Here is a 26,341-nt window from a genome sequence, read left to right as displayed (position 1 = left end):
AGCTAGTCCCTGGACAGAAGGATTAGGTCGTCTGGAATTTCTTTTCGCTCCTCATCTAGAAAATAGTTCAACATCTTCTAACTCCGAACTTCACGTATTGAGGTAGCAGTGCGATCCAAACCTGGATAAAGGCTGAATCCAACTAGCCCACCTTCACCGCAACTGCCCCCTCCCGAAACAAGCCACTCACCCCCACCCGATAACCCCTTGCATCGCACCCCGCCTTTCGCCAACGCCACCGCATGACCACTACCCACCCTAAATCCACAGTACCGGCGCCAGGCCGCCTCGTAATCTGGGGGGCTGCCGTGTTGCTCGCGCCCTATATCGCCATCCTGCTCTTCGCGACTTACGACCCCGCTCTGCTGGGTCAGCTCTGGTTTCTGCCCGGCATCGGGGCTCTGGCTGCGGTGATTGCCAATACGTCGGGGACCGGGGGCGGGGTGGTGTTTGTGCCGGTGTTCAACGGGCTGCGCGAGCACGGGGTCATGGCGCTCGATCCGCTGCGGGTCACCGCCGCGTCGATGGCGATCCAGTGTTTCGGCATGACCATGGGCGGGCTGCGCTGGGCCGATCGTTTGCTGCACCAGCCGGATGCGGGCGCGGCGGGCGCGGGCTATGTCCGGGTCCGGCCGCGCGATTTTGCCCTGGTGATCGGGGCGGTGCTCGCCTTTGCGCTGCCGGCACTGCTGGCGATGCAGCGGCTGACCGTGGTCGACGGGCAGATGATCCTGCTCGGCTACAAGATTTTCTCGATCTTTCTCGGCCTCGCGCTGATCATCACCACCTGGACGATCAACCACAAAAGGGCGGAGCGGGCGCGGCTGGAGACGATCGACCTGCTGATCCTGATGCTGATCGCGATCCCCGGCGGTGCGCTGACCGCGCTTTTCTCGGTCGGCGTGGGGGAGCTGGTCGCGCTTTATCTGTTCATCCGCCATTATCCGGTGCTGTTGTGCACCGGTACCGCCTGCGTCATTTCCTCGATCAGCGTGCTGGTCGGTATCGTCTGGCATATCGAGATGGACACGGTGGCGTGGGAGATCGTGCTGCTGGCCGGGCCGGGCGCGGTGGTCGGCGCCTTTCTTGCCCGACCGATCGCCCTGTGGCTGGGGGCGAAAAGGCTGAAGACGCTGGACGGGACGTGGATTGTCCTGTCGGCAGTCTATCTGATCGTGCTGAACTGGGTTTTCTGAGCGGGACGGCGGGGCGCTGAACATTCGTTCCTGGCGCGGGAACCGAATATCGCGGCCGGCGTTTTTCGCTCATGATCCACGATTCCTCCCTCCGCATCCCGAGCCTGGTCTACAGCAGCGACGAGGAGCCGGGCATATCGCGGGTGCGGCGGGGGCGGGGGTTTCAATATCTGTTGCCCGACAAGAGCCATCTGAAATGCCGGATCGAACTGGCGCGGATCCGGAAGCTGGGCATTCCGCCGGCCTACAAGGATGTGTGGATTTGCCCGAAGGCCAATGGCCATATCCAGGCGACCGGCTATGATGCCGCGACGCGCAAGCAATATCGCTATCATGACGACTGGCGGCTCTATCGCGACCGGCAGAAATTCGACCAGCTGGCGGAATTCGCGACGCGGCTGCCGCGGATCCGGCGCAAGGTGAACGCGTTGCTGCGGCCGGACGGCGCGGCCGATGTGCAGAGCAAGGAGGTGGCGATTGCCGCGCTGGTGCGGCTGATCGACCGGACCGCGATCCGGGTCGGCGGCAGCTCGCGGATGAGCAAGGGGGCGACCACGCTGGACGGCGGCAGTATCCGCTATGACGAGGACCGCTTGCGCCTGCGCTATCGCGCCAAGGGCGGGAAGCGGGTGAGCTGCAGCCTGCGCGACACGCGACTGCAGAGGATATTGGAGCAGATCGACGATCTGCCCGGCAAGCGGCTTTTCCAATATGTCGGCAGCGACGGCGCGGTCCATCCGCTCGACAGCGGTGACGTCAATGACTGGCTGAAAGAGGCGTCGGGCATGGAGAGCCTGAGCGCCAAGATGTTCCGCACCTGGCACGGCAGCGTCGCCGCGCTGGACGCGATCGCTTCCCATGAGAGTCCGACGATCAAGCAGGCCTGCGAAGCCGCCGCCGCGACCCTGCGCAACACACCGGCGATTTGCCGCAAGAGCTATGTCCATCCGGCGGTGTTCGATCTGGTCGAGATGGAGGCGGCGGAGCGGATGGCACTGATCGAGGGGCTTGGCGCGGATATCGCCGGCCTGCGGGTGGGCGAGAACCGCTTTGTCGGGTTGATTGGCGGGGGAGACTGACTGTTCCCAATCCCCAAATCATGTGCTGGTGCAGGCCTTGGCCGGGATGATGAATGCTGGAGAATCAGCCGGTGACGGCCTGGCATCCGATTACAGCAATTGATGCGCGCCGCTCCATTCGCGTCGCAGCAGGCCATAGACCAGCATGTCGCACAGGCCTTCATGCGTGCGCTCATGTTCGCGCAAGCAGGCTTCGCGGGTGAAGCCCAGACGCTCGGCCAGCGCGACCGAAGCCAGGTTCCGGCTGTCGATCTCAGCGAACACCCGGCGGTGGTTTTCCCGTTCGAACAAATGGCTGACCAGCGCGGCGGTGCAGGCGCGGGCGACGCCCCGGCCCTGGCGGTCGGCGACCGTGACATATCCCAGCTCGCTCACCTGCTCGTCTCCGGCCGGGACCGCGACAAAGCGGCCCACAAGGGCACCGTCGGATTTGTCGATTGCGACCCAGCTGCGGCCATTCCATTCCGGATCGGTGAGCCAGGCGCATAGCTCGGCTTCGCTCTCGAAACGCGGGCGCGCGAGAAAGCGGCAGGCCTCCTCGCTCGCAAATGTCTCGAACAGGGCCGCGCTGTCCCCGGGCTCCAGCTTGCGAAGCCGATATTGGCCGGTCTCGATCAGTGGCGTGTCCGGCATCGGGTCACCCCCTTGGTCCTGTCCGCATCGGGCAGCTTCACGATCACTGGCCGGCCTTGCCGGCCTTTGATGCCGCCACGAGGGCGTCCCAGCTCTCCCAGTCGATCGCGCGGCCCGGATAGGCGACCTTCTCGAACGGCCAGTCGCTTTCTACCCAGCCGCGCGCCCAGGCATAGAGTTCGGCATCGAAGCCCGCGTCATATTCGGCCTTGGTCACCCACAGGCGGACCTCGGCGTCATGGCCGTCGACGCGGCTCGGGCGGACATAGAGCGAGCCCCGCTCGCGGCTGCCGTCCGGCGTCAGTACGGCATAGGCGAAGGACTCGCGCTTCTGGAAGCGGGCCTGTTCGGTTTCCATATCCCGCATCGCATCGGCAGCGGAAATATCCTTGTGCGGCCAGCCGGTGCTGCGGGTGAAGGTCTGCTGCAAATGTTCGATCGAGGACATGTAGGCCGCAAAATCGATGTCGACGAGGTCGGGGCCGAGCGGGACAAGCTTGAAATTTTCGGTTTCCACCAGCGTCGGAGCATCGAAATCGGCCGGTATGAAAGCGGAGGGAGCTTCGGCGTCCGGCGCGGCATCCGGCTCTGCAATTGCGGCGGTGCTGGCCGTTGCATGGGCTGCCGCGGTGGCCGTGCCGCTCGTCATTACCAGCATTGCCGCCGTCAGGCCTGCGCCTGTCATCCTGAAATTCATCCTGCTTGCTCCCTGATCATGGCTGTGTCCGAGGATTGCATCCGCCGGCGCCCGGCGCAACCTTCAATTGTTCCGGGGCGGATCTAGCTGAATTTCCTCTGGGCGGGGAGGGTGATCGGTGACCGCTGGGGTGCGCTGGGTGGAGCCCTTCCCCGCCCTCAAAAAATTCCGGAAATATCCGGAACGATCTGCGCGCGCGTCCGTAGATTCCCTGTAGCCACATGGCACCGGCCTTCCCCCTTTCTTCGGCCCGCCATGGGGCTATCCCTGACAAAGGGCCCCGAAACCTAGAGGAGAGAAATGATGATGTTACAGGATGAGAAAAACCACAGTGTGATTGGCAGCGACCGCGTCGATGGCACCGCTGTCTACGGCTCGGACAAGGGCAAGATCGGATCGGTTGACAAGCTGCTGATCGACAAGCGCGGCGGCAATGTCACCGATGTGGTGATTTCCGCCGGCGGCTTCCTCGGCATTGGAGACGAGAAGCACAGCATCCCCTGGTCGAAACTCGATTATGATACCGAGCTCGATGGCTACCGCATCGACGTGACCAAGGAGCAGTTGATGGACGCGCCGCGCTTTGCCGGCAACGAACCGGACCGCGCCTATGACCGCGAATATCAGTCCAGCGTCTATAATTACTGGACGGTGACGCCTTACTGGTAAGCTGCGGCTGGCCAGACACAAGAAGCCGGGCGAAGCGATTTGCCCGGCTTTTTCATGCGCGGCGCTGACCGCGGGTATAGGGCGGATGGACCGGCTAGCCGTCGCCGTCGACCTTTTCAGGCAGGCCGTCGTGGTCGGTGCCGGCATAATCTTCCAGCTCCTCTTCAGTCATGCTGTCATACATGTCCTTGGACGCGCCCTTGAGGTCGCCGACCTTGGTTTCGCCGCGCTTGGCGGACAGGGCCGCTCCGGCGGCGCGTTGCTGGGCTTTGGATTGGGCTGGCATTATATGTCTCCTTCGCTTGCTTGAGGGGTAAATGGATGCACTGGGCGAGTCAGGACCCGCCGGTCCCGTCTTCTTCGCCCGGGTCCCAGTGCGAGGTGAAGGGCGCGCTGGTGATCAGCACGGTCAGGATGACGGCGGTGATGATCGCCGCCAGCCAGAATTCACCGAAACCGCAGATCAGGCCGATCGCACCAGCCGCCCAGATTGCGGCGGCAGAGCCCGCGCCCTGGACAAAGCTGCCCTCGCGGAACATCGCGCCGGCACCGAGAAAACCGATGCCGGTGATCACGCCTTCGAAGACGCGGCTGGGGTCGATGTCGCTTTGCGGATCGCTGGTGGATTCGAGCAGCTCCATCGCACCAATCGCCAGCGCGCAGGCGGCGATAGAGATGATCACGAAGGGGCGGAAGTCGATCGGCTTGCGGCGGATGAACCGCTCCAGTCCGATCAGAAAGGGCAACAGGGTCGCGGCGCCAAGCCGCCACAGGGCTTCCGTCCAGGAAATGGTGTCGGGTCCGGCAAACAGATTGGTCATGCTGAAGAAACGCGCGGAAGCCGGATTTGTTGCAGGCAGGGTGGCCGAAAAAAAATCGGGGCCGCAGAAGTCTGGAATGGAGCGGGCTCCCGGCCTGTACCTGCTACGTTCCTTCTTCCTGCAACCCCTGTGGATTGCGCCTGAATGGCGATGGTCGCGTCTAGATCGCAACCCGGGCATGATCGCCCATTTCCCCGCCGTCCATGGTCATGCCGGTCATCATCTTGAACATACCGACAATACCGGGATCGGCTTCCCAGATTTCCGCGTCGCGCAGGTCCAGCCGCAGCATCAGCAGGTTCGGATCCTGCCGGCCCTGCTCGTACCAGGCCTCGACCGGCTTGCTCCAGTGCTTGTCGATGATCGCGGAGTCGGTTTCCTCGGTCAGATTGCCGGAGACACAGGCAAAAAGATCATGGCCCTTGGAAACAAATTGCATCATCGCTGGGCCGCCCTTGGCCAGCCGGTTGTCGCGCGTGGTGAAGAACCAGATCGCGCTATTGGCATCCTTGTCCAGCTGCGCGCGCATCGGGATGCTGTGCTTGCGTTCATCGTCGAGCGCCATCATAACGAACGGGCTGTCGGCGATCGATTCCCAGAATTCCTCGCGGATTTCGTCGCGATCGGCTGTATTGGTCATATCATTGTTGCTCATGGTCTGTTTCCTTCTCTGCTTCATCCAATCAACGCGCAGGGCGGATAAAGTTTCAAAATACCGCGAGATATTTGCAGAGAGGGATCGGATATGCGGGATATCCGGTCTCGCCCGCGCGAACCTGGCAGAAGTCCGGTTGCGGTAACGGCGCATTGATATTAGGCACGCTGCTTATTTCTTTGCACAAGGACGCATCATGACCGATCATCTGGAAAATCCGCAGCTTGAAACCATGGCGGTCCACGCCGGCACCGAACCGGATCCGACGACCAACGCTCGGATCACGCCGATTTACCAGACGGCTTCCTATGTCTTTGACGATGTCGATCACGCGGCCGACCTGTTCAACCTGGATGCGTTCGGCAATATCTATACCCGGATCATGAACCCGACCAACGGCGCGCTCGAAGGCAAGATTGCTGCGATGGAAGGGGGCGTCGGGGCACTGGCGGTGGCTTCGGGCCATGCCGCGCAACTGCTCGTCTTCCATGTGCTGATGGATCCCGGCGCGCATATTGTCGCGGCGAAGAAACTTTATGGCGGTTCGCTCAACCAGCTCGCCCATTCTGTGAAGAAATTCGGCTGGAACGTTAGCTTTGTCGATGCGGACAATATGGACGAGGTCAAAGGCGCAATCACCGATGACACGCGCTGCGTCTTTATCGAAAGTCTCGCCAATCCCGGCGGCGTGGTACAGGATATTGCTGCCATCGCCGATATTGCCCATGCTGCGGGCATCCCGCTGATCGTCGACAATACCATGGCCTCGCCGATACTCTGTCGTCCGATCGAACATGGCGCGGATATTGTCGTCGAAAGCGGCACGAAATTTCTCGGCGGCCATGGCAACAGCATCGCCGGCCTGATCATCGACAGCGGCAAGTTCGACTGGACGAAGAGCGAGAAATTCGCCTTTCTCAACCAGCCCAACCCGTCCTATCACGGCAAGGTCTTTACCGATGCCTTTGGTCCGATGGCCTTCATTCTCGCGGCGCGCGCGCTGTCGCTGCGTGATCTGGGGCCGGCGCTGTCACCGCAGAATGCTTTCTACATATTGACCGGTATGGAAACTCTGGCGCTACGGATGGAGCGTCATTGCGACAACGCGCTGGCCCTGGCGCAGTGGCTGCAGGGGCGCGACGAGGTCAGCTGGGTGTCCTATGCCGGACTGGCTGACAGCGACTATCATCCGCTGGCACAGAAATATCTCGGCGGCAAGGGCGGGGCGGTGTTCACCTTTGGCCTGAAAGGCGGCTATGAAGCGGGCACGAAACTGGTGTCGGCAGTCAAGCTGTTCAGCCATCTCGCCAATATCGGTGACACGAGATCGCTGATCATCCACCCCGCCTCGACAACACACAGCCAGCTGTCGGGCGATGAACTGGTTGCTGCAGGGGCAGGGCCGGACGTGGTACGCCTGTCGGTCGGGATCGAACATATCGACGATATTATCGCCGACATGCAGCAGGCACTGGAGGCTTTGTGATGAGTGATGGTTCAGGCGATTATGTCTATGACGAGGAAACCGGCGAATGGCTGAGTCCGGAGGATGCCGCGGCAAAGGCGGCAGGGCCCGAAGTGCTTGACGCGGTCGGCAATGTGCTGGCCGATGGCGATGCCGTTACGCTGATCAAGGATCTCAAGGTCAAGGGCGCGGGCCAGACTCTGAAACGCGGGACGTTGATCAAGTCGATTCGGCTGACCGATGACGATCAGGAGATTGATTGCCGGCACGAAGGCATAAAAGGTCTCGTACTGCGAGCAGAGTTTGTGAAAAAACGCAGCTGACCTATTCTCCCTGTTGCAGTGCAGCAGCAATGATATTAGGCAGTCACGCTTATTCCCTGCGACAGGATCTCCCATGACCATAATCTCGAAAGCCCTCGGACGTATTCAACCTTCTGCCACGCTGGCAATGACCGCAAAGGTCACCGAACTGAAGGCCCAGGGTATTGATGTAATCGGCCTCTCGGCTGGCGAACCCGATTTCGACACACCCGACTTCGTCAAGGAAGCGGCGATCCAGGCGATCCGCGACGGCGATACCAATTATACGGTGGTGGACGGGACGGCAGCGCTGAAACAGGCGATCGCAGACAAGTTCGCCCGCGACAACGGCCTGACCTACACGCCCAAGCAGATTACCGCCAACAGCGGCGGCAAGCACACGCTGTTCAATGCGCTGGTGGCGACGCTGGACGAGGGCGACGAAGTAATCATTCCCGCGCCTTACTGGGTCAGCTATCCCGATATCGTGAATTTTGCCGGCGGCAGTCCGGTGATTGTCGAGGCCGGGGCCGATCAGGGGTACAAGATTACCCCCGAACAGCTGGAAGCGGCGATCACGCCAAAAACCAAATGGGTGCTGCTGAACTCGCCCTCCAACCCGAGCGGCGCAGCCTATAGCGCGGACGAGCTGAAAGCGCTCGGTGCGGTCATATTGCCGCACGAGCATGTCATGGTGATGACCGACGATATGTACGAGCATATCTGGTATGCCGATTTCCCGTTTGCGACGATCGCGCAAGTCTGTCCCGAGTTGTACGACCGCACATTGACGGTCAATGGCGTGTCCAAGGCCTATGCGATGACCGGCTGGCGGATCGGCTATGCTGGCGGGCCGGAATGGCTGATCAAGGCGATGGCGAAATTGCAGTCGCAATCGACCTCCAACCCCTGCTCGATTTCACAGGCAGCCGCAGTGGCCGCGCTCAACGGTCCGCAGGATTTCCTGGTCGAGCGCAATGCCGCGTTCGAGAAGCGCCGCGATCTGGTCGTTTCCATGATCAACGATACGCCGGGACTGACCTGTCCGATGCCGGAAGGTGCTTTTTACGTCTATCCGGATGCCAGCGGTCTGATCGGCAAGACCACGCCGAAAGGTGCGGTGATCGAAAATGACGAGGATCTGGTCACCTATTTGCTTGAAGAAGCGCAGGTTGCGGCGGTGCACGGATCGGCCTTCGGCCTCGGACCGGCATTCCGGATCAGCTACGCGACATCGGAAGATCTGCTGACCGAAGCCTGCACGCGAATCCAGCGGGCCTGCGCGGCGTTGATTTAAACGCTCACGCGCCGGGCGGGCGCATCCGCGCCCTTGGCTTTCCTCGCATAGGCTCGGGCGCGCGGTCGTGCTTGCATCCGCTTCGCGTCGGTTTGGCGCTCCCGCTATTGGCTGGCTTCTAACCGAGGCGCAGCCGAGGCAAGGACGCCAATAACAGATGGCGTCCGCCGCGCCTCATGGCGCGATAGCCAAGCGGGCGGATTCGCCCGCCCGGCGCATGAGGTTCGACAATAGCGCTATCCCGATAGAAAATCTTCCGGCGGACAAACTGAATATGATCTTGTGATCAGGTTCACAGCGGCGACAGGAATATTATATTAATTGCTGTAACCGACAGGCGGGACGACTCGAACCAGCGGATGACCCCCAAGGAACAGATGATGATGAAATTATTCAAATCCGATTTGACCTACAGCCTCGGCGGCGGCTTTATCGCCGGCGCGCTGATGCTGTTTTTCATGCAGCCCGCCGACCAGCCGTCGGATGCCGGCCAGACCCTGTCTTCCACGGTCAGCGCCGTTGCACAGATAGCGGGCTAGGCTCCGTGGGGCCCACCCTTTCCCGATCCATTGCCTTCGGCGCCAGCCTGGCCTGTGTCGCCGTGGTCTGGGCCGGAGCGCAGAGCGTGCTGTCCGGTGGTTATGATGGAGGGGCGGCTTTTGTCGCGGAGGCCCATGCGGCAGAGAAAGCCACGATCATCCCCGTGCCGCGTGTTGACGCAACCGAAAGCGGATCGCGCGCCGTCGCAATCTTCGCTGGCGGTTGCTTCTGGGGCGTCGAAGGGGTTTTTGAACATACCAGGGGCGTGATCAGCGCGTCTTCCGGCTATCATGGCGGCAGCAAGCGCAGCGCGTCCTACAAGCTGGTCAGCGCCGGACTGAGCAGCCATGCCGAAGCGGTGCGGGTTGTCTATGATCCCCGCCAGGTCAGCTATGGCAAGCTGATGCAGATATTCTTTTCGGTGATTGCCGATCCGACAATGCTCAATGCCCAGGGGCCGGACCGGGGCAAACATTATCGCAGCGCGCTGGTGCCGATTAACGGTGCGCAGGCCAAGGCAGCCCGCGCCTATATCACGCAGCTGGAAAAGGGCCGCTACTGGAAACGGCCGATCGTGACGAAGGTCGAAACCTACAAGACATTCTATCCGGCCGAGACCTATCATCAGGATTTCATGCAGAAAAACCCCCGTCAGGCTTATATTGTCCGCTGGGACAAGCCGAAGGTCGCCAATCTGAAGCGGCATTTCCCGGCGCAATTTCGCGCGAAGCCGGTCGGCTAGAAAAACGTCACGGATTTAATAAGCCGTTAGCTGTCGCCTGCTAGACAGATGCGCATGGTAAATCAGGAATTTGAAATAATACTCGCCTTTTCTGCCATTGCGGCAGGCATGGGCATGCTGTGGATGGCGCGCAGCCAGGCCGACTGATCGCGCCACCCGTCTCTAGCGCAAATCCAGTTTGAAACCCGCTTTTGCGCGCCAGCGCCATGCAGAGCCCGTTTCCAGTCGCGTCGTTTCGCCCTGCAAAACCTGGTCACCGGAACTGGGGTTGATGATTTTTCCGATGTCCGAGAGATAGCTGGCATCCGCTCCGATCGAGAATTTGAGATCCCGTGTGATATCGAACTCCAGCGCCGCCGACAGGCTGCCGGCAAAGGCCGTGCCGGAATCCGACTCATCGAAGTTGAGGGTGAAATCCTGGTCGGCCGGAGGGCACAGGGCACAGCTGTTCCATTCCATCGCATAGAGGTCGCTGTCGCGATAGTAGATACCACCGGCCGCAGAACCGGTCAGCGCGACACCGGGGCCGATTTCCTGCCTGATGCCGAGCCCGCCACCGATCCCCAGATAGGTGCTGGAAACGCCTTGGTCGCGGCTCTGTTCGAGAACCGAACCGAACACCGTCGACTCCGCCTGGCTATCAAAGTCCATGTTGAACAGCAGGACATTGGCGAAGGCCGATGCGAAGGCGCTGAACCCGTCCTTATTGGCGATCGGGGTGACCAGTCCGACTTTAAATTCATGCAGGCTGAAGTCGGACTGGTTGAAGCCGGCTATTCCGCGGTTGCCGATCGCAAGGCCGGTTGACCCGCTGGGTGACGTCTCGCCATAGACAAAGCCGACATCTACCGGCCCGCCGGCGGCTATGGAAAATTCGGTGCGCGCATCACCCTCGCTATAGCCGTAGCTTCCATACAGGCTGAACTTGTCGTCGAGCTTGTAGTTGATGCCCAGAGAAAAGCCGGCGCTGTCGAATTTCGTTGTTGCCGGGTCGGCGAAGGTTTCCGTTCCTGCGCCCGTGCGCTGGAAGCCAATGCCGCTATTCCGGTTGCCGAGATCGAGGCTACCCAAGCTGCCAGTGAAAGAGACAGAGACCTCATCCCCGTATAGTCGGGACTTGTCTTGCGGTTCCGCATAGGAGCCCGCTGGCTCCTCGAAGACGGGGCGGACACCGTTATCTGGCGATATATCGGGCTTGTAGGTGACTTCGCGCTGCTCGTCCGAGGGCAATCTCTCGGGATATGCCGACATTCCGGCCATTTGGACAAGATAGTCTGTGCCAACCGAGGGCGAATATTCCCGATAGATCACGGTCCGGTCCGATGTCGATTGCGCCAGTTCCTCTGGCGATGGCGGGCATTTGAGCTGGCTCGGGAATATCACGCCCTCTATGGCCGGGTCGAGCTTGCGCAGCTGGTTGATCGCATCCTCCTGGTTCAGGTCCGGATCATTGGTCACCAACCGCTCGCGCAGGTCGTCCCGGATCGCCCTCAATTCGCGCCATTGGCCGAACAGCCTCTTATAACGCTCGATCCTGGACGCATTGGTCTCCGGGTCGGCGCCGGTTCGGCACAACTCCACCAGCCCGTCCAGCTCGGCCCTGATATCCGCGGCGGTCGGGACGGGGCGACCGGACAGGACGTCCGATGGCAGGGGCTCGACTTCCAGAGACGCGTCGGCTGGCGGCGGGGATGATGGCAGGCCGCCGCCGGCAGCGAGAGTATTTATGTCGGGAAAAACGTCGCACTTCAGGTCCGGCGGCGTTTGCAAGATTTCAATCCTTTGCAATTCGGGAGGGAGCAGCGGCCAGCTTTTAGGAGCAGGCGGACGGGATCCCCGCACCCGGATTTCGTTCATCACCGCGCCATAGCGAGTGGCATATTCGGATTTGAAACCGCGGATATGCACTTCGGACATCCTGCCGGGCGTTGCGTTGGCCCCATAGGCCGGGTTTCCTCGGTTCCGACCGCACAAGGTGCCGATATCGACCAGCCTGTTCACATGGGTGTCGAGATCTTCCGCTCCGCTAACCGCTACGGGAGTCGCCGAGCCGAGGTCCAGCCTCTCCCGCGCCTGTGCGTGGGTGGCGGTTCCGGCCAACAATAACGCTGTCGCAATCTGTACTCGTGTCATGATTCACTCCCTGACTGGACAAAGCTGACCCTTGTCGACCGGGATATGGGCACGGCCCAAGCCGCGCATCATGCATTTATATTATATGCAAATGTGGGGACGCATCCGCGGCACTAGTGGCCGAAAACCTTGCGAAGGAGATCCGTCTGCCGCCGTGACCCGGTTTTTTCGAGCACCCGTTGCATGTGAACACGGGCGGTATTGACCGAAATTCCATGACATTCGGCATGTTCGGGTACGGAGAGACCGCCGACGATACTGTCGACCAGCTTGATCTCTGCCGGCGTCAGGCCATGGGCTTCGCCAAAGGCCGCGAAGTCGACGAACTGGTTTTCGCTCGATTGCCGGATACGGCTAACGATACCGTCCAGCGTTTCTTCGGGAAGATTGGCGATGATCTCCTCTACCCGTTCCGCCCAAACCGGTTCGGAACTGATTTTTACGCCGTCGCCGCGGAACTGATTCAGGAACGGGCGGATATAGTCGACCTGATCCTCTTTGTGCTTCGCTTGCTGTTTCCTATCCGTCATCCTGACCCCCTCTATCATTTTTTACGCTGGTGGAATAGAAGGATGGTCATGGAAGCCTCTGTCCCGGGATATCCTGCGATTGCAGATAGCGACATTGACCTCCGGCTGATCCAGCTGGAAGCGAATAAAATTGCCCACGCCGTCCAGTCGCAAATGGCGCCAGTGGTGAAGGGTCTCTCCGATTTTGCCGCCCGGCTCGAAAACCGGTTCATCAAGAATATGCTGGTTCGCTCTCTGAAACCGGCAATCGTCAAAGGTGTCGACCCGGTCGAACGGGACCGGTTGCTTTCCGCTTACCGGACCGCAACCGCGAGAGGGACCTATGCAATTTTCAACCCGGCCATGCAATCGCCACCCGATACGCAACTGCTCTTCGACCCGGCGTCTCCGCTTGCCGCTGATTATGCGGACGCCGACTGGCCCGATGAAGAATTCGAGGAACCGATTTTATTCTACGTACCAGGTGGCGGCTTCATATTGCCACCATCGCCGAAACAGGTGGGGCTGGCTTTTCGTCTGGCCGAACATTGTGGATGTGAAGCGGTAATAGGCAAGCACCGTCTGGCACCCGAATATCCGTTTCCCTTGCCGGCCAAAGATCTGGCCGATCAATATGAGGCAATTCTCAAAGCCGGAAAGGCGCCGAGCCAGATCATTTTGTCCGGCGACAGTGCAGGCGCCACTCTGGTGCTGGCGATGATGCTGGAGTTGCGGGAGCGCAGGGTGCCGATGCCGGGCGGGGCGATCCTGTTCTCGCCATGGGGGGATCTGGCGATGCGGGGCTGGTCCTATATCTCCAGAAGCCTGAGTGGTAGCAGTCCGTTCCGGATGGAAACGGCTGCGTTTAGCGCCAAACTCTATCTCGGAAACACATTGCCGACCGATCCGCGCGCTTCGCCAGTCTACGCTGATTTGCGCGAATTTCCACCGCTCGCGATCCATTGCAGCCGGCATGACATGCATTTTGACGATGCCGTCCAGCTGGCCGAAAAGGCGCAAGCTGCCCATGTGCCGGTCCGGATGAACTATTGGGACAGCCCACGCCATCATCTCGAGCGTTTTGGATCCAAGGATGCCCGGAAAAGCTTCGATCTGGTGGCGGAATTCATCGATGCACGCTACCGGCGCACCAGCTGAAGGATAGCAGCCCGCGCTATTTCGGGCTGAGCACCATCAACATCTGCCGGCCTTCCAGCTTGGGATAGGCCTCGACCTTCGCGGTTTCCTTCATGTCTTCCTGTACCCGGACGAGCAATTGCATGCCGAGCTGCTGGTGGGACATTTCGCGACCACGAAAGCGCAGGGTCACTTTGACCTTGTCGCCATTGTCGATGAACTTGTTCACGTTGCGCATTTTGACGTTATAATCATGATCGTCGATATTCGGACGCATCTTGATTTCCTTGACGTCCTGGACCTTCTGCGTCTTGCGCGCGGCATTGGCCTTTTTCTGGGCCTCATATTTGAATTTGCCGACGTCGAGATATTTGGCAACCGGTGGCTGCGCGTTCGGAGAGACCTCGACCAGGTCGAGGCCAACTTCTGCTGCTCGCTCGATCGCTTCCCTCGTGTTCATCACGCCAAGGTTCTCGCCCTTGTCGTCGATGACCCTTACGGTGTCGGATTTGATCAGATCGTTGAAGCGCGGTCCGCCTTTGACGGGCGGCATGGGGCGGCGAGGGGGTGCAGCTATGTTAATTACTCCTGAGTGTTAATCTATGGTGGCTCATTAGCGGCAAAGCTTGCCGGAATAAAGCCCTGTCGATGGCGAAAGCGTCATTGGCCATGACAGCCGTTGTTGGAATGCAACAGCGACCGGCCATATATCGTGACTTTTACGCCAATTTCAAGTCTGGCGGCAGCGCTTCGTCCTTCAGCATGGCCACGGCTTCGTCGAGCGTCAGGAATTGCTGTTCCTTCTGGCCCAGCCGGCGCAGGGCAACCTTGCCTTCTTCGGCCTCGCGCATGCCGACCACCAGGATATTGGGCACTTTTCCGACGCTATGTTCGCGCACCTTGTAATTGATCTTTTCGTTGCGCAGGTCGGCTTCGACCCGGATACCGGCGGCCTTCAGCTTTTCCACAACCTGTTTGGCATAAGGATTGGCGTCGGTCACGATGGTGGCAACGACCGCCTGGGTCGGTGCCAGCCAGAGCGGCATTCTCCCGGCAAAATGCTCGATCAATATGCCGATGAACCGTTCGTAGCTGCCGAAAATCGCGCGGTGAAGCATGACCGGACGATGGCGGTCGCCGTCTTCGCCGACATAGCTCGCATCGAGCCGTTCGGGGAGCACGCGGTCCGACTGGATCGTGCCGACCTGCCAGGTCCGGCCGATCGCGTCGGTCAGGTGCCATTCCAGTTTCGGCGCATAGAAAGCGCCTTCGCCGGGCAATTCTTCCCAGCCATATTCCTCTGTCGCCATACCGGCGTCGACCACCGCCTGGCGCAATTCCTCCTCGGCCTTGTCCCATTCCTCATCGGACCCGAAACGGTTATCCGGGCGCAGCGCCAGTTTGATGGAGAAGCTTTCAAAGCCCATTTCCTTGTAGACACGATTTGCCAGCGCGCAGAATGCCTGCACTTCCTCGACAATCTGGTCCTCGCGGCAGAAAATATGGGCGTCATCCTGGGTGAACTGGCGCACCCGCATCAATCCGTGCAGCGCGCCATGGGGCTCGTTGCGGTGACAGCAGCCATGTTCGAACAGCCGCAGCGGCAGGTCGCGATAGCTTTTGATCCCCTGGCGGAAGACCAGCACATGGGCCGGGCAGTTCATCGGCTTGATCGCCATCATGCCTTCGGTTCCGGTGACCACAGGGCCGTCGCTTTCGGCATCGGGCACCTCGTCGGGGACTGCGAACATATTTTCGCTATATTTGCCCCAGTGGCCGGACTGTTCCCATTGATGGACATCCATCAATTGCGGCGTCTTGATCTCGTCATAGCCGGCGCCGTCGATGGCGCGGCGCATATAGGCCTCCAGCTCGCGCCAGATGACAAAGCCCTTGGCATGCCAGAATATGCTGCCCTGCGCTTCGGACTGGATATGGAACAGGTCCATTTCCTGACCGAGTTTGCGATGGTCGCGCTTGGCCGCTTCCTCGAGCCGGACGAGATGGGCGTTGAGCTGTTTCTTGTTGAGCCAGCCGGTGCCGTAGATGCGCGACAGTTGCGGGTTTCGCTGGTCGCCGCGCCAATAGGCCCCGGACACGCGCATCAGCTTGAACGCCTTCGGATCAAGCTTGCCGGTCGAGGCGAGATGCGGGCCGCGGCACATGTCCATCCAGTCGTCACCTGACCAGTAGACGGTGATCTCGTCACCCTCGGGCAGCTCGGCGGCCCATTCGGCCTTGAACGTCTCGCCATCCTTCTGCCAGCGGGCGATCAGATCGTCGCGCTCCCAGACTTCCCGGCGCAGCGGCTTGTCGGCGGCGATGATCCGCTTCATTTCCTCTTCGATTTTCGGCAGATCCTCGTCGGTGAATGGATCACCGGCGGGGGCGAAATCATAATAGAAGCCGTCGTCGGTCGAGGGACCAAAGGTGATCTGCGTGCCAGGGAACAGGTTCTGCACCGCCTCTGCCAGGACATGGGCATAGTCATGCCGCGCCAGTTCCAGCGCGTCTTCCTCGTCGCGGGAGGTGACCAGCGCCAGTTCGGTATCTTCCTCCAGCGGCCGCATGATATCGCGCAACTCGCCGTCAATCTTTGCCGCCAGCGCAGCTTTCGCCAGACCCGGTCCGATGTCGGCGGCAATCTGTGCGGGGGTCGTGCCTTTGGCCACTTCACGCGCACTGCCGTCGGGAAGGGTGATTGTGATCTGGTCGGTCATCGCATTGTCTCAATATTCATCGTGATGCGCCATGGCATAGAAAACGGCGCGCCGAAAGATGGTGTCTGTTGTTTCTGCGCGATTTCGGGAAGAGACACCGCCCACCCGAAACCGGATGGCGGTGGATGCGATCAGGCCGCGACCAACCGTCCCCCGGAATGGGAGGTGATAGTGTAGGTGGTAGTGATCGTTATCCGAACCATGCGGCCGATCTAGTGGCGGCAGGCCGGAAAATCAACAATCTTCGGAAATGTCGCTCCGGACGTGCCAGCCCGGATATCAATCACCATGGATAATATGTCACGTACCCTTGACATCCTGATGTGAATCGGTCAATAAAGTCAAGGAAGCATGACATAATGTCTATGCAGCTTGATGGAGGTTGACGATGAGAATGAGAAAATGCCAGGGGCGCGCGATGACTCCGAACGAAAATATCGCGATGTGGGCGGCGCTGGTGATCCTGTTGCTGGGAGCGACGGGATGACCGGCAACGCCTCTCCCGGCATCTGGCAGCGATTCTGCCGCCTGCTGAAACCGGACTGGATGTTCGGCTTCATCCTGCTGGTCGGTCTCAGCCTGCTCGCGGTTTCGATATTCGACCCGAACGAGGTGCGCCAGGCCAATGTCACGCCGGCCGTCAAGATTATCGGCGCATCGCTGCTGGTTCTGCTGATATCCTATATCGCAACTTATGCAGCCGCGCTGGACCGCCGCAAACTGGAGGATTATTTTTTCCAGATGATGGCCAATGGCGCCATTGTCGCGATCATCACCGCCATTTTTGCCAATATGGTCTGGCTTGTTTTCGAAAAGCAGCTGGGCACGATGAGCGCGGACAATCTCGTGGCGATATTGATATCGTCCTGGGGCCTCGGCTATTTTTTCTATCGTATGCGCGGACTCAACGCATGAAGAACCGGCTCAAGGTTCTCCGCGCCGAGCGCGACTGGTCGCAGGCGGATCTCGCTGACCGGCTCAAGGTTTCGCGGCAATCGGTCAACGCGATCGAGACGGGGAAATATGATCCGTCCCTGCCGCTGGCGTTCCGCATTGCAGACCTTTTTGCCATGCCGATCGAAGAGATATTCCTGCGCGATTAAGGGGGGCAAAGATTTGTGATGCACCGGACGGCCTCTTGGCTTAAGCTTCGCCTATGTCTGCTGCTCCCCATGTTTGGCTTATCGATGGCGACAGCGCGCTCAAACGGCGGGTGCGGATCGAGGTGATAGGCAAGAGTTTCACGCTGTACGAGCAGCAATGGCGCAGCGATGTCTATTTTTTCGGAGATCTTGTCTATCGCGGCAAGCAGGGCGATTCTCATGTTTTCGGCCTGGAGGATGGGATCAGGGATCGGCCCAAATGGAAGCTCGGGTTCAAGGGTGAAGTGCCAGCCGAACTAGTCTCGGTCTTGCCCCGGGCCAAGACGCCGCTGCTGTCCAATATCGGCATGTTGGTCATCGCTTTTCTCTGTCTCGCAATTGTCTATTTTGCTGCTACTTAGTGCGCCGGCGCGTGCAGGTGCCCATCTCCCGAACCATATTCTGGCGACAGATTGGGTTGTGCTGTCGACCGCGCGTCAACGTGCCTTCTCATCTACCGTGTTTGAACTATAGGACAGGAGATGGATCCCCGCCTCCGCGGGACACACAGACGGATGAATGTATGGAAGACGAAATCTTGTATCTCCAGCGTCCCGGCGGCGCGTCTCTGGCTTATTGCTACACGCCGCCCATGGCGGGGGTGAAGGGCACCACGCTGGTGTTCCTGCCCGGCTATATGTCGGATATGGAAGGCGGCAAGGCGCTGGCTCTTGATGTCTGGGCCAAGCAGCAGGGCAGGGCCATGTTGCGGCTGGACTATGCCGGTTGCGGTGCCAGCGGCGGCGATTTCGAAGATCAGAGCCTGATCGACTGGCGCGAGGATGTGCTGTTCCTGATCGACAAGCTGACATCGGGATCGATCACTCTGGTCGGCTCGTCTATGGGCGGCTGGCTGATGCTCTTGGTCGCGCTGTCGCGGCCGATGCGGGTGAAAAATCTGGTCGGTATTGCCGCGGCTCCGGACTTTACCGACTGGGGCTTCACGCAGGATGAAAAGATGACGATTCTCCGCGACGGCAAGCTCGAGGAATCCAGCGAATATTCCGACGAGCCCTATGTCACGACACAGGTCTTCTGGCAGTCGGGCGAAGCCAATCGCCTGCTGCACCGGGAAATAGCCTTCGACGGGGCGGTGCGCCTGCTGCACGGACAGAAGGATAGCGACGTGCCGTGGGCATATAGTCTGGAACTGGCCAAGAAAATCCGTTCAGACGATGTGCAGGTCCATCTGGTAAAGGATGGCGATCACCGGCTGTCCCGGGATCAGGATATCGCCCTGCTGATCGACGTGGTTGCACGATTGGGATGATTTTTGGGCGCTGAAACAATGTTATAACAGGCATATCTCTGATGATATCTTCTCTAGTTCTGCCGCTTCTGCTGCAATCGGCAACCCCTTATGGTTCTCCGATTGACCCCCTGATGCGGCCATCGGAACCGCGGACCGAAGCCCCCGCCGGTCAGCTGCCGCTCGCGCCGAAAAGCCCGGCCGATATCCGTTTCAACCAATGTATCGACCAGGCTGCGGAGGATCCCGATAACGGATTGCTCGCTGCCAATGGATGGCAGATTGAGGGCGGCGGCTATCTCGCGCGCAATTGTCTCGGCTTCGCTTATGCAGAGCTGGAGCAATGGCCGAAGGCCGTTTCCGCCTTTGTGCTGGCGGCAGAAGGAGCGAAAACCGCGGGCGATGATCGCGCCGCGATTTTCTGGTCACAGGCCGGCAATGCGGCCTTCGTCGCCGGTGACAATGCGGCGGCTCTGAAATATCTCGGCTCGGCGCTGGAGCAGGATCAGCTGGACGCCCTGCTGAAGGGCGAAGTGCATCTCGACATGGCGCGTATATATGTCGCGATGAATCAATATGATGCGGCGAAGCAGCAATTTGTGCTGGTTCATGATCTCGTCCCCGAGGATCCGCTCGGCTGGCTGCTGTCGGCCACATTGGCGCGGCGGATGGGCGATCTTGCACTGGCAAAAGCGGATATTGCGGTGGCGGCAGGGTTGGCGGTCACCGATCCGGCAATCGCGCTTGAAGCGGGTAATATCGCCTATGAAGCGGGCGATGTTGTGAATGCCGAAAGCAATTGGGAACAGGCGGTAAAATTCGGACCCGACAGCCCCTCGGCCAAAACCGCGGTACGCTATCTCGAGCAATTGCGGGCCAGCGCCACGGAATAATTCTTCCCGCAAGGTGACCCGCAGGCCCGTTGCGCCCAGTGCCTTCAGTCGAGATAGAAATTGACGGTCGTGACCACGCGGACCTTTTTATACGGCGTATCGGTGACGCCGTAACCGCCGGCATCACCATCGCGGCTGTTGATGCTGAAATAGCCCTGGGTGGCAGATTTGATGCCACCGACATCGGTCCCGCTATCCTCGGCAAACTGCTCCGCTGACTTGCGCGCGTCTTTGGTGGCTTCGGCGACCATTTCCGGTTTGATCTCGTCGAGCTTGGTGAAGGTGTAGCTCATGCCCGATCCGTCCTCGAGCACAACGCCGCGCCGGACCAGATCGAACTGGCGCGCGACGGCGGCCTGCGCCTTGTCGATATCATTGGTGCGCAGGCTCAGCCGCTGGCGGATCGTATATTGCGGGATGCCATTGCTGCTATATTGATTCACATTGGCGCCGGTCGGCTTGAGCGCATCCGCCTCGAAACCGAGCTCCTTGAAAAAGGCCGTGATCGCGGTCGTGTCGCGGTCGATGTCGGTCTGGGCGCTCTGCAGATCGCTAGACTGGGCGCTATAGGCAATGGTCCAGGTCGCCAGATCAGCGGTCACCTCGCGCTCTGCCAGGCCGCGCACAGTGACGCTGCGGTCCGCCATCTTCGCGCGCAGCAGCCCGTCGCCGAGCAGATAGCCGCCCACCATCAGTCCGACCGTCAGCAATCCGGCGCTGGTCAGCCAGACCTTGTTCCTGCTTTCGATAAATTTCTCGCTCATCTCTCTTTCCCTCAGTCCGAAAGCCGCTTAGGCTGTTGCAAATGACCCGGTTCGGCTTTGCGATATCAGCGATGAACCGTTTCTGAATAGCGACGAATGGAGTTTATAGTGGCCATAAAATATCTGCACACCATGCTCAGAGTCAGTGACCCGGAGGCGACCATCGCCTTTTTCGGCTTGCTGGGTCTGGAGGAAGTGCGCCGTTACGACAGCGAACAGGGGCGCTTTACCCTGATCTTTCTCGCCGCCCCGGGCCAGGCCGATATCGCCGAAGTCGAACTGACCTATAACTGGCCTGCCGAGGATGGCAGCCCGGCCGAACAATATGACGGGGGCCGCAATTTCGGCCATCTCGCTTATGCAGTCGACGATATCTATGCCCTGTGCCAGACATTGATGGACGCCGGCGTGACGATCAACCGTCCGCCGCGTGACGGGCATATGGCCTTCGTACGCACGCCCGATAATATCTCGGTAGAGCTGTTGCAGAAGGGCGATAGAATGCCGGTCCAGGAACCCTGGGCGAGCATGGAAAATATCGGCGAGTGGTAAGCGTCTGATCTAGACCGAAGCGGTGCCGGCCGGTTTGACCGGTCCCGACGAGGAAATATCGATCCAGACAATCTGGTTGCGGCCATTTTTCTTGGCGTCATAGAGGCGCCGGTCAGCGGTCGCCATCGCACTACGCAGCGAATCGCGCCGGCCGAGCGATGCAACGCCAACCGAAAAGGTGACCGGTTCCCGGATTTCCGGGACTTCCTCATGCACCGCCATGATCAGTGTCTCGCAAATTTCGGTCAGGACATTGGCCGGATAGTTTCTGCGCTTGTCACGCCCCTTGTCCTTGATCAGCAAGGTGAATTCCTCGCCACCGATACGGGCTGCGAAATGGCCGGTGCCATCCAGCTGCCGGCCGACAACCCGCAGGACTTCATCCCCGACCTCGTGGCCGTAGCGGTCATTCACCCGTTTGAAGAAATCAATGTCGATGATTGCAAGATGGCTATAGCGGCGGTCGCGCTGATTGCGCCGATATTCGCGCTCAAAGGACCGGCGGTTGTTCATCATGGTCAAGCCGTCGGTATCGGCAAGCAGGGTCAGTTCAACCTGTTTTCGGAGGGTATTCTCATGCTTCTGGCGCAGGAGCCAGATGCGATTGGCGACGCCGAGCGCGAGAATGATGGTTTCCAGCACCAGTGCGAAATAGAGACCATAGTCCAGCGCCGGCCAGCCGATATACAGGTCCATGCCTCGCGCCACCCGATCCAGGCCGAAAAAGACAATGGGTGTCCACCCGGCAATCTGAAACCAGATGGCCTTGCTGCCGCGGCGCAGCGCGTGCCCCATCGCGTAGAGAACGATAAAAAAGGCCGGCAGAAAGGACGCGTGATAATAGTTGCGGGCATCCATGTCATAGCCCTCGTCGATCCTCAGGACGAAAGCGGTGACGAAGACCGGCAGAACCGACGAGAGGATGATCCCGTTTCGCAGCCATGGCGCGATCTTGCCCGGTTCGATGAAGCGGATCAGGAAAAAGCCGCTGGCTGCAACCGCAATGGCCAGCGCCCAGTAGTTGATCAGCATCTTCGCCAGCAGGCTGGTCTCGGGGAAGGCCAGAAACATCAGGCCGGAGGAGCTGAACGTGTAGGCGACCGTCGCGGCAATCATCGCGCTATGCCAGAGCATGAAACTGTAGCGCAGCGCGGCATAGAAGAAGATATGGTAGAATAGCGGCATGATCACCATGCCGCACAGGACGCCGAACATGATCGAAAGCGGCAGTTTGAGCCCGTCCCATTTGTCTTTTGATGCCAACTGGATCAGCGACATGCTGCTGACCACTTTCGGGTTGTCGATGGCGATATAGACATGCGTTATCCGGTTCCGCAGCTCCGGATTTTCCGAGCCCGGGACGGGAAGCCCGTAATGGCCCTTCGGGCGCCAGCTATCGATCACCTGCTGCTCGGAGAAACTGGACGAGATCAGGCTGCCATCGTCCAGTTGCGCATGGACCTGCATCGTTGTCAGGCCATTATTGTCGCCCTGGACCTCGACCGAGCCGGGCGGGAGCCGGTCGGCAAGAAACGGAATCTTGACCCAGACGCGTGGACCGTCGAGCGCATATTTACTATCGGAACAGTCGAAGGCATTGCCCGATTGCAGCAGGCTTTCCGCGGTCACGTCCGCGGCGCTGCTTTGCGTGCACAGCCGGTTGGCCATCGGGACTTCGGCCAGAGCCGGAGACCAGAGGCACAAATAGGCCAGAAACGCGACAAACAAGCGCAAATCACGCCCCTTCCCAAAATCACTGCTGCAGAGCCCGTTCGATTAGGTTAAAACTCTTATTTTGCGGTTAAATATCGACAGGATAAAATTTGCGGAGTAATTTGACGCCATGCTTGAGATTATCAGAATCCCCGTATTGTCCGACAATTATGTCTGGCTGGTCCACGAACCGGAATCGCGGGAGACAATGGTGGTCGACCCGGCGGTCGCAGAACCGGTGCTGGCCGAGGCGGAAAAGCACGGCTGGAAAATCACCCAGATCTGGAACACCCACTGGCATCCCGATCACACCGGCGGCAATGCCGCGATCAAGGAAGCGACCGGCTGCCGGATTACCGGCCCGCAAGCGGAGCAGGAACGAATCCCGACCCTCGACGTAAAGGTGAAGGAAGGCGACACGGTGCAACTGGGTGATGTGACCGCCGAGGTGATCGACGTGCCGGCCCATACTGCCGGTCATATTGCCTTTCATATCCCGTCAGAGAAGGTCGCCTTCGTCGGCGATACATTGTTCGCGATGGGCTGCGGGCGATTGTTCGAAGGCACGGCCGAACAGATGTATGACAATATGCGCAAGCTTGAGGCGCTCCCGGAAGCCACCAAAATCTATTGCGCGCATGAATATACCCAGGCCAATGGCGAATATGCGCTGGTTGCGGAACCCGACAATCTTGCGCTGAAAGAACGGATGGCCGAGGTGTTGACCCTGCGCGCGCGGGGCGAGGCGACGGTGCCGACGACGATCCGGCAGGAACGCGCCACCAACCCGTTCATGCGGGCGGCCTCGGCCGAGGAGCTGGGCGCGCGGCGGACGGCCAAGGATAATTTCTGAATCCCCGTCCGTTTCAGCCCCGGTTCAGCCGGAAGGTAGATATAATGTGCGTCGATGGGGATCGATAACGGGAGATGGATTATGAAAAAATTGCTTTTAGCCTTTCCTGCGGCGGTGCTGCTTGCCGCGCCCGCCAGTGGCGGCGAAACGATCGAACTTACGGAAAAGCAGCAGGCAAAGCTCGACAAGCAGCTTGAAGGGCGGAGCCCGCGCAAGGCACAATCCTGCATCGACCGGAATGACCAGCGCAAAATGACGGTGATCAGCGACGATATCCTGATCTTCGCGTCGCGCCGCAATGCCAAGACCATTTATATCAACAAGCCGCCCGGCGGATGTTCTGGTGCGGACCGCTATATAATGTCCTACCGGCGTACAACCGGCTCGCTCTGCTCGGGAGAGATCATCCAACTGATCGACAATATGAGCGGCGCGACCATGGGCAGCTGCACCTTCGGGGATTTCGTGCCCTATACCAAGGATCTCTCGGTCGGTTCAAAATAGCCAGCCGCGGATGCCATATCGGAAACGGGATGGCGCGAAGGCAGGGCCGTGGCTGGCGCGGCCTGCCGCTTCCGACCGGGGAGTGGCGGCCGGTTCATAGTCCGGGGTCCTTGTCCCGTCTCTCCGCCTTTTCGTCCGTTTTCAGCGCATCGCGATGTCTGGTCAGACGCTGGCGATAGTCCGCGCCGTCGCCATATTCCTCGAACAGGCGCTGCCGCTTGTGCTGGCCGCCGACCTTCAGCGCATGTTTGATCGGGCACCAATATTGCTCGGTGCGTCCGGCGACCTCCCGGACATAGGCGATGACGCCATTGGCATAGCTGCAATAGGTGCAGTTGATCTTCTCGATCGCGTTCAGATAGGATAATTTCCCGCGGTCATAGACGATATAATCGCGCCGCCGGACCCGTTCGATCCCGTAAGCGCGAAAACAGATCGCCTGATAGATGGAGACCGACAGGTCGAGAAAGGCAAAGGGCAGCAGCAGCGCATAGATGACCGGCGCTGTCAGGATCACGGACAGTTGCGCCTCGGATATATAGCGCAGCACACCGACACGCAGCGACCGGTGCATCGCCTCGAGATCGCGGTCGAGTTCCGCCCGGCCCTTGTCCAGCCGCTCGCCCATCTCGGCCCGTTCTTCGGCGATCCGCATTTCAAGCTCCGCTTCAAGCCCGCGGATGCGATCGACGATGGCGCTTGCCTTGCTGTTCACCGGTAGATCCTCCTGTTGACCCGCCGCGATATTTCACCGGTTTCGGCGGGAGGGCCAATCCGTATAGCTACCTAGTGGTGCCAGCAGCAGAATGAGCGGCCGGCGCGCTGTGATCGAGCAGATCGTCGGTAACATGCATCAGCAGCAACGGCTCGTCGGCGGTATCGGCGACCGCATCGACAAATGCCTGTCGCGTTTCCGGATCGTCATAGATCATTTTGGCGTCAAAGGCCTTTTGCCACGTGGCTTCGTCCGGCCATTCGGCTACGCCGATAAAGCGGCCGTTCTGGTCGCGGTGCAGGCGGGAGCCGAGGCTGCCATATTTCTCCCGGATCAGCCGGGTTCCGCGCCGCCAGGCTGCCCGGAACTGTTCCTCCTTGCCCGGATGGACCTTCCACCAATAAGCTGCAACAAACATCGGTCTTTCTCCTCTGTGACTGCCGTTCGCTAACGGCAATATTGATAGCCGCCGCGCCGGGCCTGGTCGAAATGCAGATGGTCGGCGTGGGCCTTGTTATAATCCGGCGACAGAGTCGTCCCGAAAATCTCGCAGGCGCCGTCGCGCACCTCTTTCAGGAAGCGCGACCGCTCGTCATCCGCGTCCCAGTGGCCGGCGACCGAGACCGTGCGCCCGTCGACGAGGCGGAAGGCGGCGATGTCGATCGCATTGGCCGTGGCATGCTCGCTGTAAGCGCCCGTCTGCCCGCCGCCGATCCGCCGGCAGCTGTAACTGCCATAGGTCGTGATCGCCTCGACCGTGCTGCCAAGATGTTGACGCGCGGCGGCGGCCACGACCTGCTTTTCCCACAGCACAAGGCTGACCGCCATCGGACAGCTGGTCTTGGCGGCGGGGCTATAGGCGATCGCCTGCGGCTGGTCCCGGGTGAGCGTGACGCCATTGTCATAGCCGCATTGCGGACTGGCGCTGACCGGCGGCAGGGGCGAATAGCCTATCGCTGCAGCTTCGAGCAGGCCGTGACACTGCGGCGTATCGTCGGCGAGCGCGTCAATCTTGCGGGTGGTAAACGGCCCGACCGGCGCGGCCAGCGACAGCGGCGTCCACGGCATCCGGTGATCGTGCCGGATCCATTCATAGCCACGTAGAGCGAGCGCCAGAAAGACCACCAGCAGGATCGTCCGGAACGAGATGGTCACCAATCCTTTTGCGCTGGCGCTGGTCGCTGGAGGCAACCGGGCTTGCGCCGCGCGAAAAACCCGATCGCGCTCGCCTTGCCGGCCCGCTTCTGGCGCGCCCGCGCGGGGAGCCGCGCAATATCGTGACTGTTTTTCCGTGCGTTTTGCATATCCAGTCAACCAGCGCGCCCCGAAAAAGTTCCCTTTGCTACTGGCCGACGACCGCG

Annotated in this window: 31 protein-coding genes; 17 read left to right on the top strand and 14 right to left on the bottom strand. The window is 60.2% G+C overall.

Features of this window, described 5'->3' with window-relative positions; translation table 11 throughout:
* Positions 1 to 242: 242 nt before the first annotated feature.
* Complete coding sequence (locus BOSE62_RS09055) at positions 243 to 1,196, top strand: sulfite exporter TauE/SafE family protein (RefSeq protein WP_159645083.1); 954 nt, start codon at positions 243 to 245, stop codon at positions 1,194 to 1,196.
* 71 nt (positions 1,197 to 1,267) lie between these two features.
* Positions 1,268 to 2,275 carry a DNA topoisomerase IB gene (locus tag BOSE62_RS09050; RefSeq protein WP_159645064.1) on the top strand — a complete coding sequence of 336 codons (1,008 nt, stop codon included), beginning with the start codon at positions 1,268 to 1,270 and terminating at the stop codon, positions 2,273 to 2,275.
* Positions 2,276 to 2,365: 90 nt separating this feature from the next.
* On the opposite strand, the gene BOSE62_RS09045 is transcribed toward BOSE62_RS09050, so the two are convergent.
* Positions 2,366 to 2,908, bottom strand: a complete 543-nt coding sequence (locus tag BOSE62_RS09045; RefSeq protein WP_159645058.1) for a GNAT family N-acetyltransferase — start codon at positions 2,906 to 2,908, stop codon at positions 2,366 to 2,368.
* Between the two features lie 43 nt (positions 2,909 to 2,951).
* Positions 2,952 to 3,593, bottom strand: a complete 642-nt coding sequence (locus BOSE62_RS09040; RefSeq protein ID WP_236553952.1) for a twin-arginine translocation pathway signal protein — start codon at positions 3,591 to 3,593, stop codon at positions 2,952 to 2,954.
* A gap of 312 nt (positions 3,594 to 3,905) precedes the next feature.
* Between BOSE62_RS09040 and BOSE62_RS09035 the strand changes: the two genes are divergently transcribed.
* A complete protein-coding gene (locus BOSE62_RS09035) occupies positions 3,906 to 4,274 on the top strand; it encodes a PRC-barrel domain-containing protein (RefSeq protein WP_236553950.1) in 369 nt (122 codons plus the stop codon).
* A 94-nt stretch (positions 4,275 to 4,368) separates the two neighbouring features.
* On the opposite strand, the gene BOSE62_RS09030 is transcribed toward BOSE62_RS09035, so the two are convergent.
* The 3 genes from BOSE62_RS09030 to BOSE62_RS09020 all read right to left on the bottom strand — a co-directional run bounded on the left by BOSE62_RS09030 (position 4,369) and on the right by BOSE62_RS09020 (position 5,750).
* Complete coding sequence (locus BOSE62_RS09030) at positions 4,369 to 4,560, bottom strand: DUF3008 family protein (protein ID WP_159645045.1); 192 nt, start codon at positions 4,558 to 4,560, stop codon at positions 4,369 to 4,371.
* 49 nt (positions 4,561 to 4,609) lie between these two features.
* Positions 4,610 to 5,095: an MgtC/SapB family protein gene (locus BOSE62_RS09025; RefSeq protein WP_159645042.1), complete on the bottom strand. Its 486-nt coding sequence runs from the start codon at positions 5,093 to 5,095 to the stop codon at positions 4,610 to 4,612.
* 160 nt (positions 5,096 to 5,255) lie between these two features.
* On the bottom strand, positions 5,256 to 5,750 hold the full coding sequence (locus tag BOSE62_RS09020) for a pyridoxamine 5'-phosphate oxidase family protein (protein WP_236553949.1): 495 nt from the start codon (positions 5,748 to 5,750) through the stop codon (positions 5,256 to 5,258).
* Between the two features lie 196 nt (positions 5,751 to 5,946).
* Between BOSE62_RS09020 and BOSE62_RS09015 the strand changes: the two genes are divergently transcribed.
* The 5 genes from BOSE62_RS09015 (at position 5,947) to msrA (ending at position 10,096) form a co-directional block, all read left to right on the top strand.
* Positions 5,947 to 7,236 (top strand): O-acetylhomoserine aminocarboxypropyltransferase, encoded by a 1,290-nt coding sequence (locus BOSE62_RS09015; protein WP_159645039.1) that lies wholly within the window; start codon positions 5,947 to 5,949, stop codon positions 7,234 to 7,236.
* Positions 7,236 to 7,538 carry an alkylphosphonate utilization protein gene (locus tag BOSE62_RS09010; protein ID WP_159645036.1) on the top strand — a complete coding sequence of 101 codons (303 nt, stop codon included), beginning with the start codon at positions 7,236 to 7,238 and terminating at the stop codon, positions 7,536 to 7,538. The genes BOSE62_RS09015 and BOSE62_RS09010 overlap by 1 nt, the downstream gene beginning before the upstream one ends.
* A gap of 73 nt (positions 7,539 to 7,611) precedes the next feature.
* Positions 7,612 to 8,814, top strand: coding sequence for a pyridoxal phosphate-dependent aminotransferase (locus BOSE62_RS09005; protein ID WP_159645033.1), 1,203 nt, complete (start codon positions 7,612 to 7,614; stop codon positions 8,812 to 8,814).
* Positions 8,815 to 9,194: 380 nt separating this feature from the next.
* Positions 9,195 to 9,353 (top strand): hypothetical protein, encoded by a 159-nt coding sequence (locus tag BOSE62_RS09000; protein ID WP_159645008.1) that lies wholly within the window; start codon positions 9,195 to 9,197, stop codon positions 9,351 to 9,353.
* A gap of 5 nt (positions 9,354 to 9,358) precedes the next feature.
* Positions 9,359 to 10,096, top strand: a complete 738-nt coding sequence (msrA, locus tag BOSE62_RS08995) for a peptide-methionine (S)-S-oxide reductase MsrA (RefSeq protein WP_159645003.1) — start codon at positions 9,359 to 9,361, stop codon at positions 10,094 to 10,096.
* Positions 10,097 to 10,258: 162 nt separating this feature from the next.
* On the opposite strand, the gene BOSE62_RS08990 is transcribed toward msrA, so the two are convergent.
* Complete coding sequence (locus BOSE62_RS08990) at positions 10,259 to 12,229, bottom strand: hypothetical protein (RefSeq protein WP_159644992.1); 1,971 nt, start codon at positions 12,227 to 12,229, stop codon at positions 10,259 to 10,261.
* A 113-nt stretch (positions 12,230 to 12,342) separates the two neighbouring features.
* On the bottom strand, positions 12,343 to 12,759 hold the full coding sequence (locus tag BOSE62_RS08985) for a helix-turn-helix transcriptional regulator (protein ID WP_159644981.1): 417 nt from the start codon (positions 12,757 to 12,759) through the stop codon (positions 12,343 to 12,345).
* Between the two features lie 48 nt (positions 12,760 to 12,807).
* Between BOSE62_RS08985 and BOSE62_RS08980 the strand changes: the two genes are divergently transcribed.
* Positions 12,808 to 13,896: an alpha/beta hydrolase fold domain-containing protein gene (locus tag BOSE62_RS08980; protein ID WP_159644970.1), complete on the top strand. Its 1,089-nt coding sequence runs from the start codon at positions 12,808 to 12,810 to the stop codon at positions 13,894 to 13,896.
* Positions 13,897 to 13,912: 16 nt separating this feature from the next.
* Here the strand turns inward: BOSE62_RS08980 and infC are convergent, their stop codons facing one another.
* A complete protein-coding gene (gene infC / locus BOSE62_RS08975) occupies positions 13,913 to 14,428 on the bottom strand; it encodes a translation initiation factor IF-3 (protein WP_159644947.1) in 516 nt (171 codons plus the stop codon).
* Positions 14,429 to 14,594: 166 nt separating this feature from the next.
* Positions 14,595 to 16,595 carry a threonine--tRNA ligase gene (gene thrS, locus BOSE62_RS08970; RefSeq protein WP_159644937.1) on the bottom strand — a complete coding sequence of 667 codons (2,001 nt, stop codon included), beginning with the start codon at positions 16,593 to 16,595 and terminating at the stop codon, positions 14,595 to 14,597.
* Between the two features lie 483 nt (positions 16,596 to 17,078).
* Here thrS and BOSE62_RS08965 point away from each other — a divergent pair, with 483 nt between their 5' ends.
* The 5 genes from BOSE62_RS08965 (at position 17,079) to BOSE62_RS08945 (ending at position 19,879) form a co-directional block, all read left to right on the top strand.
* Complete coding sequence (locus tag BOSE62_RS08965) at positions 17,079 to 17,510, top strand: hypothetical protein (RefSeq protein ID WP_159644911.1); 432 nt, start codon at positions 17,079 to 17,081, stop codon at positions 17,508 to 17,510.
* Positions 17,507 to 17,698: a helix-turn-helix transcriptional regulator gene (locus tag BOSE62_RS08960; protein WP_159644902.1), complete on the top strand. Its 192-nt coding sequence runs from the start codon at positions 17,507 to 17,509 to the stop codon at positions 17,696 to 17,698. Before BOSE62_RS08965 ends, BOSE62_RS08960 begins: the two co-directional genes overlap by 4 nt.
* A gap of 53 nt (positions 17,699 to 17,751) precedes the next feature.
* The gene (locus BOSE62_RS08955; RefSeq protein WP_159644872.1) at positions 17,752 to 18,099 is read left to right on the top strand and encodes a hypothetical protein; all 348 of its coding nucleotides are present in this window, start codon (positions 17,752 to 17,754) and stop codon (positions 18,097 to 18,099) included.
* Positions 18,100 to 18,260: 161 nt separating this feature from the next.
* Entirely contained in the window at positions 18,261 to 19,007 is a 747-nt protein-coding gene (locus BOSE62_RS08950) for an alpha/beta hydrolase (RefSeq protein WP_159644864.1), read from the top strand.
* 41 nt (positions 19,008 to 19,048) lie between these two features.
* Positions 19,049 to 19,879 carry a tetratricopeptide repeat protein gene (locus BOSE62_RS08945; protein ID WP_159644861.1) on the top strand — a complete coding sequence of 277 codons (831 nt, stop codon included), beginning with the start codon at positions 19,049 to 19,051 and terminating at the stop codon, positions 19,877 to 19,879.
* A 44-nt stretch (positions 19,880 to 19,923) separates the two neighbouring features.
* On the opposite strand, the gene BOSE62_RS08940 is transcribed toward BOSE62_RS08945, so the two are convergent.
* Positions 19,924 to 20,643, bottom strand: coding sequence for an SIMPL domain-containing protein (locus tag BOSE62_RS08940; protein ID WP_159644858.1), 720 nt, complete (start codon positions 20,641 to 20,643; stop codon positions 19,924 to 19,926).
* A 132-nt stretch (positions 20,644 to 20,775) separates the two neighbouring features.
* Here BOSE62_RS08940 and BOSE62_RS08935 point away from each other — a divergent pair, with 132 nt between their 5' ends.
* Positions 20,776 to 21,195 (top strand): VOC family protein, encoded by a 420-nt coding sequence (locus tag BOSE62_RS08935; protein WP_236554166.1) that lies wholly within the window; start codon positions 20,776 to 20,778, stop codon positions 21,193 to 21,195.
* 9 nt (positions 21,196 to 21,204) lie between these two features.
* Here BOSE62_RS08935 and BOSE62_RS08930 read toward each other — a convergent pair whose 3' ends face one another.
* Positions 21,205 to 22,929 (bottom strand): sensor domain-containing diguanylate cyclase, encoded by a 1,725-nt coding sequence (locus tag BOSE62_RS08930; RefSeq protein ID WP_159644818.1) that lies wholly within the window; start codon positions 22,927 to 22,929, stop codon positions 21,205 to 21,207.
* 109 nt (positions 22,930 to 23,038) lie between these two features.
* On the opposite strand from BOSE62_RS08930, the gene gloB reads away from it, so the two are divergent.
* Together gloB and BOSE62_RS08920 are read left to right on the top strand one after the other, a co-directional pair.
* Positions 23,039 to 23,761: a hydroxyacylglutathione hydrolase gene (gene gloB / locus BOSE62_RS08925; protein WP_159644793.1), complete on the top strand. Its 723-nt coding sequence runs from the start codon at positions 23,039 to 23,041 to the stop codon at positions 23,759 to 23,761.
* Between the two features lie 81 nt (positions 23,762 to 23,842).
* Positions 23,843 to 24,265 carry a hypothetical protein gene (locus BOSE62_RS08920; RefSeq protein ID WP_159644766.1) on the top strand — a complete coding sequence of 141 codons (423 nt, stop codon included), beginning with the start codon at positions 23,843 to 23,845 and terminating at the stop codon, positions 24,263 to 24,265.
* 94 nt (positions 24,266 to 24,359) lie between these two features.
* On the opposite strand, the gene BOSE62_RS08915 is transcribed toward BOSE62_RS08920, so the two are convergent.
* The 3 genes from BOSE62_RS08915 to BOSE62_RS08905 form a co-directional block, all read right to left on the bottom strand.
* Positions 24,360 to 24,980, bottom strand: a complete 621-nt coding sequence (locus BOSE62_RS08915; protein ID WP_159644758.1) for a hypothetical protein — start codon at positions 24,978 to 24,980, stop codon at positions 24,360 to 24,362.
* Between the two features lie 67 nt (positions 24,981 to 25,047).
* Entirely contained in the window at positions 25,048 to 25,398 is a 351-nt protein-coding gene (locus tag BOSE62_RS08910) for an antibiotic biosynthesis monooxygenase family protein (protein WP_159644755.1), read from the bottom strand.
* Positions 25,399 to 25,427: 29 nt separating this feature from the next.
* Positions 25,428 to 26,294 (bottom strand): extensin-like domain-containing protein, encoded by an 867-nt coding sequence (locus BOSE62_RS08905; protein WP_236553947.1) that lies wholly within the window; start codon positions 26,292 to 26,294, stop codon positions 25,428 to 25,430.
* Between the last annotated feature and the right edge of the window lie 47 nt (positions 26,295 to 26,341).

The organism is Sphingorhabdus sp. 109 (assembly GCF_902506555.1).
In the GTDB taxonomy this organism is placed as follows: Bacteria; Pseudomonadota; Alphaproteobacteria; order Sphingomonadales; family Sphingomonadaceae; genus Parasphingorhabdus.
Note: the sequence above shows the minus strand (reverse complement) of the source record. Positions and strands in the feature narration are given on the sequence as shown.

What these genes read in the sequence shown, in the direction of transcription:
- BOSE62_RS09045 (WP_159645058.1), bottom strand. Translation starts at nt 2,908, where the DNA reads ATGCCGGACACGCCACTGATCGAGACCGGCCAATATCGGCTTCGCAAG.
- BOSE62_RS08920 (WP_159644766.1), top strand. Translation starts at nt 23,843, where the DNA reads ATGAAAAAATTGCTTTTAGCCTTTCCTGCGGCGGTGCTGCTTGCCGCG.
- BOSE62_RS09020 (WP_236553949.1), bottom strand. Translation starts at nt 5,750, where the DNA reads ATGAGCAACAATGATATGACCAATACAGCCGATCGCGACGAAATCCGC.
- infC (WP_159644947.1), bottom strand. Translation starts at nt 14,428, where the DNA reads ATGCCGCCCGTCAAAGGCGGACCGCGCTTCAACGATCTGATCAAATCC.
- BOSE62_RS08950 (WP_159644864.1), top strand. Translation starts at nt 18,261, where the DNA reads ATGGAAGACGAAATCTTGTATCTCCAGCGTCCCGGCGGCGCGTCTCTG.
- BOSE62_RS08980 (WP_159644970.1), top strand. Translation starts at nt 12,808, where the DNA reads ATGGAAGCCTCTGTCCCGGGATATCCTGCGATTGCAGATAGCGACATT.
- BOSE62_RS09040 (WP_236553952.1), bottom strand. Translation starts at nt 3,593, where the DNA reads ATGACAGGCGCAGGCCTGACGGCGGCAATGCTGGTAATGACGAGCGGC.
- BOSE62_RS09055 (WP_159645083.1), top strand. Translation starts at nt 243, where the DNA reads ATGACCACTACCCACCCTAAATCCACAGTACCGGCGCCAGGCCGCCTC.
- BOSE62_RS09015 (WP_159645039.1), top strand. Translation starts at nt 5,947, where the DNA reads ATGACCGATCATCTGGAAAATCCGCAGCTTGAAACCATGGCGGTCCAC.
- BOSE62_RS08985 (WP_159644981.1), bottom strand. Translation starts at nt 12,759, where the DNA reads ATGACGGATAGGAAACAGCAAGCGAAGCACAAAGAGGATCAGGTCGAC.
- BOSE62_RS08955 (WP_159644872.1), top strand. Translation starts at nt 17,752, where the DNA reads ATGTCTGCTGCTCCCCATGTTTGGCTTATCGATGGCGACAGCGCGCTC.
- BOSE62_RS08960 (WP_159644902.1), top strand. Translation starts at nt 17,507, where the DNA reads ATGAAGAACCGGCTCAAGGTTCTCCGCGCCGAGCGCGACTGGTCGCAG.
- BOSE62_RS08935 (WP_236554166.1), top strand. Translation starts at nt 20,776, where the DNA reads ATGCTCAGAGTCAGTGACCCGGAGGCGACCATCGCCTTTTTCGGCTTG.
- BOSE62_RS08940 (WP_159644858.1), bottom strand. Translation starts at nt 20,643, where the DNA reads ATGAGCGAGAAATTTATCGAAAGCAGGAACAAGGTCTGGCTGACCAGC.
- BOSE62_RS08965 (WP_159644911.1), top strand. Translation starts at nt 17,079, where the DNA reads ATGACCGGCAACGCCTCTCCCGGCATCTGGCAGCGATTCTGCCGCCTG.
- BOSE62_RS09010 (WP_159645036.1), top strand. Translation starts at nt 7,236, where the DNA reads ATGAGTGATGGTTCAGGCGATTATGTCTATGACGAGGAAACCGGCGAA.
- BOSE62_RS08910 (WP_159644755.1), bottom strand. Translation starts at nt 25,398, where the DNA reads ATGTTTGTTGCAGCTTATTGGTGGAAGGTCCATCCGGGCAAGGAGGAA.
- thrS (WP_159644937.1), bottom strand. Translation starts at nt 16,595, where the DNA reads ATGACCGACCAGATCACAATCACCCTTCCCGACGGCAGTGCGCGTGAA.
- BOSE62_RS09025 (WP_159645042.1), bottom strand. Translation starts at nt 5,095, where the DNA reads ATGACCAATCTGTTTGCCGGACCCGACACCATTTCCTGGACGGAAGCC.
- BOSE62_RS08945 (WP_159644861.1), top strand. Translation starts at nt 19,049, where the DNA reads ATGATATCTTCTCTAGTTCTGCCGCTTCTGCTGCAATCGGCAACCCCT.
- BOSE62_RS09050 (WP_159645064.1), top strand. Translation starts at nt 1,268, where the DNA reads ATGATCCACGATTCCTCCCTCCGCATCCCGAGCCTGGTCTACAGCAGC.
- BOSE62_RS09030 (WP_159645045.1), bottom strand. Translation starts at nt 4,560, where the DNA reads ATGCCAGCCCAATCCAAAGCCCAGCAACGCGCCGCCGGAGCGGCCCTG.
- BOSE62_RS09035 (WP_236553950.1), top strand. Translation starts at nt 3,906, where the DNA reads ATGATGATGTTACAGGATGAGAAAAACCACAGTGTGATTGGCAGCGAC.
- gloB (WP_159644793.1), top strand. Translation starts at nt 23,039, where the DNA reads ATGCTTGAGATTATCAGAATCCCCGTATTGTCCGACAATTATGTCTGG.
- BOSE62_RS09005 (WP_159645033.1), top strand. Translation starts at nt 7,612, where the DNA reads ATGACCATAATCTCGAAAGCCCTCGGACGTATTCAACCTTCTGCCACG.
- BOSE62_RS08990 (WP_159644992.1), bottom strand. Translation starts at nt 12,229, where the DNA reads ATGACACGAGTACAGATTGCGACAGCGTTATTGTTGGCCGGAACCGCC.
- BOSE62_RS09000 (WP_159645008.1), top strand. Translation starts at nt 9,195, where the DNA reads ATGATGAAATTATTCAAATCCGATTTGACCTACAGCCTCGGCGGCGGC.